Origin of the sequence: Clostridium sp. UBA2485 (assembly GCF_002341865.1) — a bacterium.
Lineage (GTDB): Bacteria > Bacillota > Clostridia > Clostridiales > Clostridiaceae > Clostridium_J.
Genome location: NZ_DDOV01000113.1, coordinates 24,690 through 31,043 on the forward strand (window position 1 = coordinate 24,690; position 6,354 = coordinate 31,043).

Sequence of the window (6,354 nt, forward strand, 5' to 3'; positions counted from 1 at the left end):
TAAAATTTTAAACTATTAGGTTACATTAATACCTTTAAATTAACCCAGTGAGGTAAAAAGGAGATGTTGTTATGTTAAAAGGAAAAAATTTAATCGAGCCAATGGATTTTAATTTAAATGAACTAGAGGAAATANNACTTGCTGATGATATCATCAAAAATCCATGGAAGTATTCAAAACTTTGTGAAGGAAAATTATTAGCTACACTTTTTTATGAGCCAAGTACTAGAACAAGATTTAGCTTTGAAGCGGCTATGTTAAGACTAGGAGGAAGTATAATAGGATTTTCTGAACCAAATTCAAGTTCAGTAGCTAAAGGAGAAAGCATTTCAGACACTATAAGAACTGTTGCTTGCTATACAGATATAGCTGTAATGAGACACCCTAAAGAGGGTTCAGCATTAGTTGCAGCATCTAACTCAGAAATACCAGTTATAAATGCTGGAGATGGAGGCCATCAACATCCTACCCAAACTTTAACAGATCTTTTAACAATAAGAAGTATAAAAGGCAATTTATCAAATTTAACCATAGGATGCTGTGGGGATTTAAAATTTGGTAGAACAGTACACTCACTTATAAAAGCTTTATCTAGATATGAAAACAATAAGTTTGTATTGATATCACCTCAAGAGCTTAAAGTTCCCGATTATATAATAAGACTTTTAGAAGAGAAAAACGTAGAATTTGTTCAAGTAGAAAAAATGGAAGATGTTATAGGAGAACTAGACATACTATATATGACAAGAGTTCAAAGAGAAAGATTCTTTAATGAAGAAGATTATGTAAGATTGAAGGATTCCTATATTTTAGATGTTGAAAAAATGAATATGGCTAAAGACGATATGATAGTACTTCACCCACTGCCAAGAGTAAATGAGATATCTTATGATGTTGATAATGATGAAAGAGCAGTGTACTTCAAACAAGCTAAATATGGAATGTTTGTAAGAATGGCACTAATTGCTAAACTGTTAGGCTTAGCTTAAATATTGAATGTAGGAGGAGTATGAATATGTTAACAATAAATAGTATTAAAAATGGTATAGTTATAGATCATATAAAATCAGGCGGCGGAATAAAAATATTCAATTATTTAGGGCTAGACAAAGTAGATTATAGAGTTGCGTTAATAATGAATGTTGAAAGTGAAAAGCTAGGAAGAAAAGATATTATAAAGATAGAAAATGTTCTAGATATAGATTTCACAATCCTAGGACTTATGGATAAAGGAATGACAATAGATATAATTAAGGATGAAAAAATAGCTAAAAAGATAAATTTAAAATTACCGGAAGAAGTAGAAGATATTATTAAGTGTAAAAATCCAAGATGTATAACTTCTATAGAGCCATATTTAAAGCATGTTCACTATCTAGTGAATGAAAAGACAAAAGAATACAGATGTAAATACTGTGATGATATAAGAAAAGTAGGAGAGCTTATTTAATAACTATAAAAGGGAGAGAGTGTTTATGGAACTTTGTATAAAGAATGCTAAAGTAGTTGATTGGTGCAAAGTATTTATAGGAGACGTCTATATCAAAGATGGGATTATAGTAGAGACAGGCAAAGATTTAAAAAAGAGCTGCAACACGATAGATGCAGATGGACTAACTTTAATGCCATCCTTTATAGATTTACATGCTCACTTTAGAGATCCAGGATTAACCTATAAAGAAGATATACAATCAGGCTCTAAAGCAGCAGTTAAAGGTGGATTTACAATGGTTAACCTCATGGCGAATACAAATCCTGTGTGCAGTTCTATGGATACTGTAAATTATGTTAAGGACAAAGCTAAAGAAACAGGACTTATAGATATACATCAAGTAGTTTCAATAACTAGAAATTTTGATGGGCAAGATATTAGCCATTTAGATGAAATAGATAGTTCTATAAAAATAATTTCTGAGGATGGAAAAGATGTAATTGATAGCATGGTGATGTTAAAAGCAATGAAAAAAGCAAAAGAAGAAAACTTGATTGTAATGTGTCATTGTGAAGATCCATATCTTTCAAACTATGACATGAGAATTGCTGAAAATATAATGACTAAAAGAAATATAGAATTCTCTAAAATCACTAATTGCAAACTGCATATTGCACATGTAAGTACTTTAGAAGCAATGAGTGATATCATTGAAGCTAAAAAGCAAGGATTGAAAGTGACCTGTGAAGTTGCACCTCATCATTTGGCATTAACTAATAAATACAATTATAGAGTAAATCCTCCTCTTAGAGATAAAGAGGATATAGATTTCTTAATAAAAGCTATAAAAGAGGGATATGTAGATGCAATAGCTACAGATCATGCTCCTCATAGTGAAGAAGATAAGATAAAGGGAGCACCAGGCATTTCAGGATTAGAGACAGCCTTTTCAACAACCTACACAAAGTTAGTAAGAGAAAAGAATATAAGCTTAAATAAGTTAAGTGAAATAATGAGCAAAAATCCAAGTGAATTGTTAGGAGTAAATAAGGGAACAATTGAGATTGGCTACGAGGGGGACTTAGTACTATTGGACTTAGAAGCAAGCTACGAGATAAATTCAGAAGAATTTTGGTCTAAAGGAAAAAATACCCCCTTAAATGGAATGAAAGTATATGGGAAAATAGTTAAAACTATAAAAGGCGGAAAAGAAGTTTATTCTAATGATGAATATAACTAGACGGTTTAAAAAATAAGTTAATAAGAAAAACTATTTTCAATATTAGGTTATTAGAGATCAGTCATAAAAATTTTATGACTGAAAACTGATAATCTATCCTATATAAATAAGATTGATAAGGAGATAAAAATGATAATAGATAAATTATTTAAAACTGTTGAAGAAAAAGGACACGTATGTGTAGGACTGGATACAGATTTAAGCTATATACCAAATACTTTTCTAAATAAATTTAGTTCACTAGAAGACGCAATATTCGAGTTTAATAAGGCTATAATAGATGAAACTATTGATGTTGCAGCTTGCTATAAGCCACAAATAGCCTATTATGAAGCATTAGGAATATCAGGACTTATTGCTTATAAAAAAACATTAGAGTATATAAAGTTTAAAGGTGGAATAAGTATTGGGGATATAAAAAGAGGGGATATATCAAAAACAGCTGAAATGTATGCTAAAGCCCACTTTGAAGGAGATTTTGAAGCTGATTTTATAACATTGAATCCATATATGGGATTAGATAGTATCGAACCTTATCTTCCATATATTAAGGAAAAAGAAAAAGGTGTATTTCTGCTAGTTAGAACTTCAAATAAAGGGGCTAAGGATGTTCAATATATTGATACACTAGATGGAAAAAAGGTATTCAATTTAGTGGGGGAAAAAATTCAGAACTTAGGAAAAGAATGTATAGGAGAGTGTGGATATAGCTCAATAGGAGGAGTTGTAGGATGTACTCATGTAGAAGAAGGGGTAGAGCTTAGAAAAAAACTAAACTCAATGTTCTTCTTAATACCTGGATATGGTGCACAGGGAGGAAAGGCAGAAGATGTTGCACTATATTTAAAGAATGGAAACGGTGGAGTTGTAAATTCATCAAGAGGCATAATGCTTGCTTATAAAAAATATGAGGACGGAGAAGCAAATTTTGCAAAATATGCTAGAAAAGAAGTTATAAGAATGAGAGATGAAATACTAAGGGCTATAAGGCAGGAGTAGTTACAATGAATATAAATAAGAAGTATACAGTAAATACGGTTATAGAAAATATTCAAGTATGTGAGGGTATATATAAGTTAAAAATAGAAGGAAACTTTAAAGCAGAACCTGGACAATTTTATATGTTAAGAAGCTGGGATAATGAACCAATACTTTGGAGACCTATAAGCGTACACAATATAGATGAAAAGGGGAAAAATATAGAGTTTTTATATGCAGTAGTAGGACAAGGAACTGAACTTTTAAGCAGACTTAAAGGTGAAGATCAAATAAGTGTTGTAGGTCCACTAGGAAATGGATTTGATATAGAAGAAGCTAGTGGTAAAAAAATAGCCTTAGTAACAGGGGGAATAGGTGTAGCTCCTATACACTATCTTTCAAAGAAAATAAAAAAATCCCAAATAGATGTGCTTGCAGGGTTTAAACATGATGTATATGGGCTAGAAGAAATAAAAGACCAGGTAAACTCAGTGAATATATCAACAGAAGATGGAAGTTATGGTTATAAAGGATATATAACAGAAATATTTAAACCTGAAAATTATGATTTAGTACTATGTTGTGGGCCAGAAATAATGATGCATAAAGTTATAGAAATGTGTAGAGAAAAAAATACTAGAGTTTATATTTCAGAAGAAAAGAAGATGGCTTGTGGGATAGGAGCCTGTTTAGTATGCACATGTAAAACTAAGCATGGTAATAAGAGAACCTGTGTAGACGGGCCTGTGTTTTTAGGAGAGGATATAGAACTTTAATTTATTGTAAAGGAGTTGACTAAAGTGTTAGGTGTTAATATATGTGGAGTAGATTTTAAAAATCCCATAATAGCAGCTTCAGGTACATTTGGATTTGGTGAAGAGTATAAGGAGTTCTTTGATGTATCAAGGCTTGGAGGAATAAGCACAAAAGGACTTACCATTAATTCTAAAGAAGGAAATTGTGGAGTTAGAATGATAGAAACTTCATCAGGAATGATTAATAGTGTAGGGCTTCAAAATCCTGGAGTACACCATTTTCTAAATGATGAAATTAAAAAAATGGAAAAAATGAATACTGTAATAATAGCTAATTTAGGAGGCTCTACAATTGAGGAGTATTTAGAGGGTATAGAAAAATTAAATGATAGTAATGTAGATATGATTGAACTTAACATATCTTGTCCTAATGTTAGAGAAGGTGGAATGGCATTGGGTATAAAATCTCATATTGCTTATGATGCTGTAAGACAAGTTAAAGGATTATGTAAGAAGCCGTTAATAGTAAAATTATCGCCTAACGCAGAAGACATAAGAGATATGGCATATAGATGCTGTGAGGCAGGTGCAGATGCATTATCTCTCGTGAATACTTTTAAGGCAATGGCCATTGATATATATAAGAAAAAGCCTGTATTTGATAATATATATGCAGGATTATCTGGACCAGCAATAAAACCTATAGCACTTAGAATGGTTCATGAAGTTTGCCAAATAGTAGATATTCCAGTTATCGGTTTAGGTGGAATAAGAACATGGCAAGATGCTATAGAATTTATAATGGCAGGAGCACAGGCAGTCCAAGTAGGCACTGCAAATTTTATAAAGCCTGATATAGCTTTAGATATAATAAATGGTATAGAAAAATATTTAGAATCTGAGGGAATTAAAGATATAAACGAAATAAGAGGGATAATTTAAAGGGCTAAAGATGAATAATGATGAAATATAGAATAAATTAAACATTAATAGTAACTTTCTTAATATAGTTAAAAATGTTGTTGAATCTTCATCTTTAAATTAAAAAAAATTTACTAAAAATACAAATATATATTGGAGGTTAATAATGGAGAATAGGGATAAAATGGTTATAGATACATTATTAGAATCAGGAGCATTATTAGAAGGACATTTTTTACTGTCCTCAGGAAAACATAGTGATAGATATTGTCAATGTGCACGATTATTACAATACCCAGATAAAGCAGAAAAGATTTTAAAATTAGTAGTAGAAAAGATAAAGGATATAGATTTTGATGTAGTTGTAGGTCCAGCTATGGGAGGGGTGATTGTTGCTTATGAAGTTGCTAGACAACTAGGCAAGACAGCAATATTTACTGAGAGAAGAGATGGGGTTATGACTTTATCAAGATTTGAAATTGCAAAAGGAACAAAAGTCATTATATCTGAAGATGTTGTAACTACAGGAAAATCAACTATGGAAGTTATTGAAGTGTTAAATAAGTTAGGAGCGGAAATCGTAGGAGTTTGTTCAATAGTTGATAGACGAAATGAGGATTGTAAATTAAAATTACCTCTATATAGTGCCATAAAATTAAATATAGAAGTCTTTGATGTTGATGAGTGTCCGCTGTGTAAAGAGCAGGTTCCTTACATTAAGCCAGGCAGTAGAATTATAAAATAATTGTCGTAATTAGTCTATAAAAAAAGTTTATTCATTAGTTAAGAATAAATATTCAAACAGTGTATTAAATTTGCATCAAATAAAGTAAAAATGCATAATATTTTAGGCTGTTATGCATTTTTTTGTAGCGCCTCTGTATAATGTGATAATTTGTAATTATTGACATGAAAGTGAAAAAAATTTACTATGAAGTTATAAATATCTTAATATTCTGAATATGTGCGTCGGATAAAATAGTGTTAAAAATATATGGGGGGGTTAATAATGAAAATTGTATTAGCTT

The 6,354-nt window shown here is 30.8% G+C and carries 7 protein-coding genes; all 7 read left to right on the top strand.

What is annotated here, in order from left to right:
- The first annotated feature begins 71 nt into the window (after positions 1–71).
- The 7 genes from pyrB (at position 72) to pyrE (ending at position 6,071) form a co-directional block, all read left to right on the top strand.
- Positions 72–989 (top strand): aspartate carbamoyltransferase, encoded by a 918-nt coding sequence (pyrB, locus tag B3603_RS21170; RefSeq protein WP_291568692.1) that lies wholly within the window; start codon positions 72–74, stop codon positions 987–989.
- A gap of 26 nt (positions 990–1,015) precedes the next feature.
- A complete protein-coding gene (locus tag B3603_RS21175; protein WP_291568694.1) occupies positions 1,016–1,450 on the top strand; it encodes an aspartate carbamoyltransferase regulatory subunit in 435 nt (144 codons plus the stop codon).
- A gap of 25 nt (positions 1,451–1,475) precedes the next feature.
- Positions 1,476–2,672 carry a dihydroorotase gene (locus tag B3603_RS21180; RefSeq protein WP_291568696.1) on the top strand — a complete coding sequence of 399 codons (1,197 nt, stop codon included), beginning with the start codon at positions 1,476–1,478 and terminating at the stop codon, positions 2,670–2,672.
- 129 nt (positions 2,673–2,801) lie between these two features.
- Entirely contained in the window at positions 2,802–3,671 is an 870-nt protein-coding gene (gene pyrF / locus B3603_RS21185) for an orotidine-5'-phosphate decarboxylase (protein WP_291568698.1), read from the top strand.
- An 11-nt stretch (positions 3,672–3,682) separates the two neighbouring features.
- A complete protein-coding gene (locus B3603_RS21190) occupies positions 3,683–4,426 on the top strand; it encodes a dihydroorotate dehydrogenase electron transfer subunit (RefSeq protein ID WP_291568711.1) in 744 nt (247 codons plus the stop codon).
- A gap of 24 nt (positions 4,427–4,450) precedes the next feature.
- On the top strand, positions 4,451–5,347 hold the full coding sequence (locus B3603_RS21195; protein ID WP_291568701.1) for a dihydroorotate dehydrogenase: 897 nt from the start codon (positions 4,451–4,453) through the stop codon (positions 5,345–5,347).
- 145 nt (positions 5,348–5,492) lie between these two features.
- Complete coding sequence (gene pyrE, locus B3603_RS21200; protein WP_291568703.1) at positions 5,493–6,071, top strand: orotate phosphoribosyltransferase; 579 nt, start codon at positions 5,493–5,495, stop codon at positions 6,069–6,071.
- The last annotated feature ends 283 nt before the right edge of the window (positions 6,072–6,354 follow it).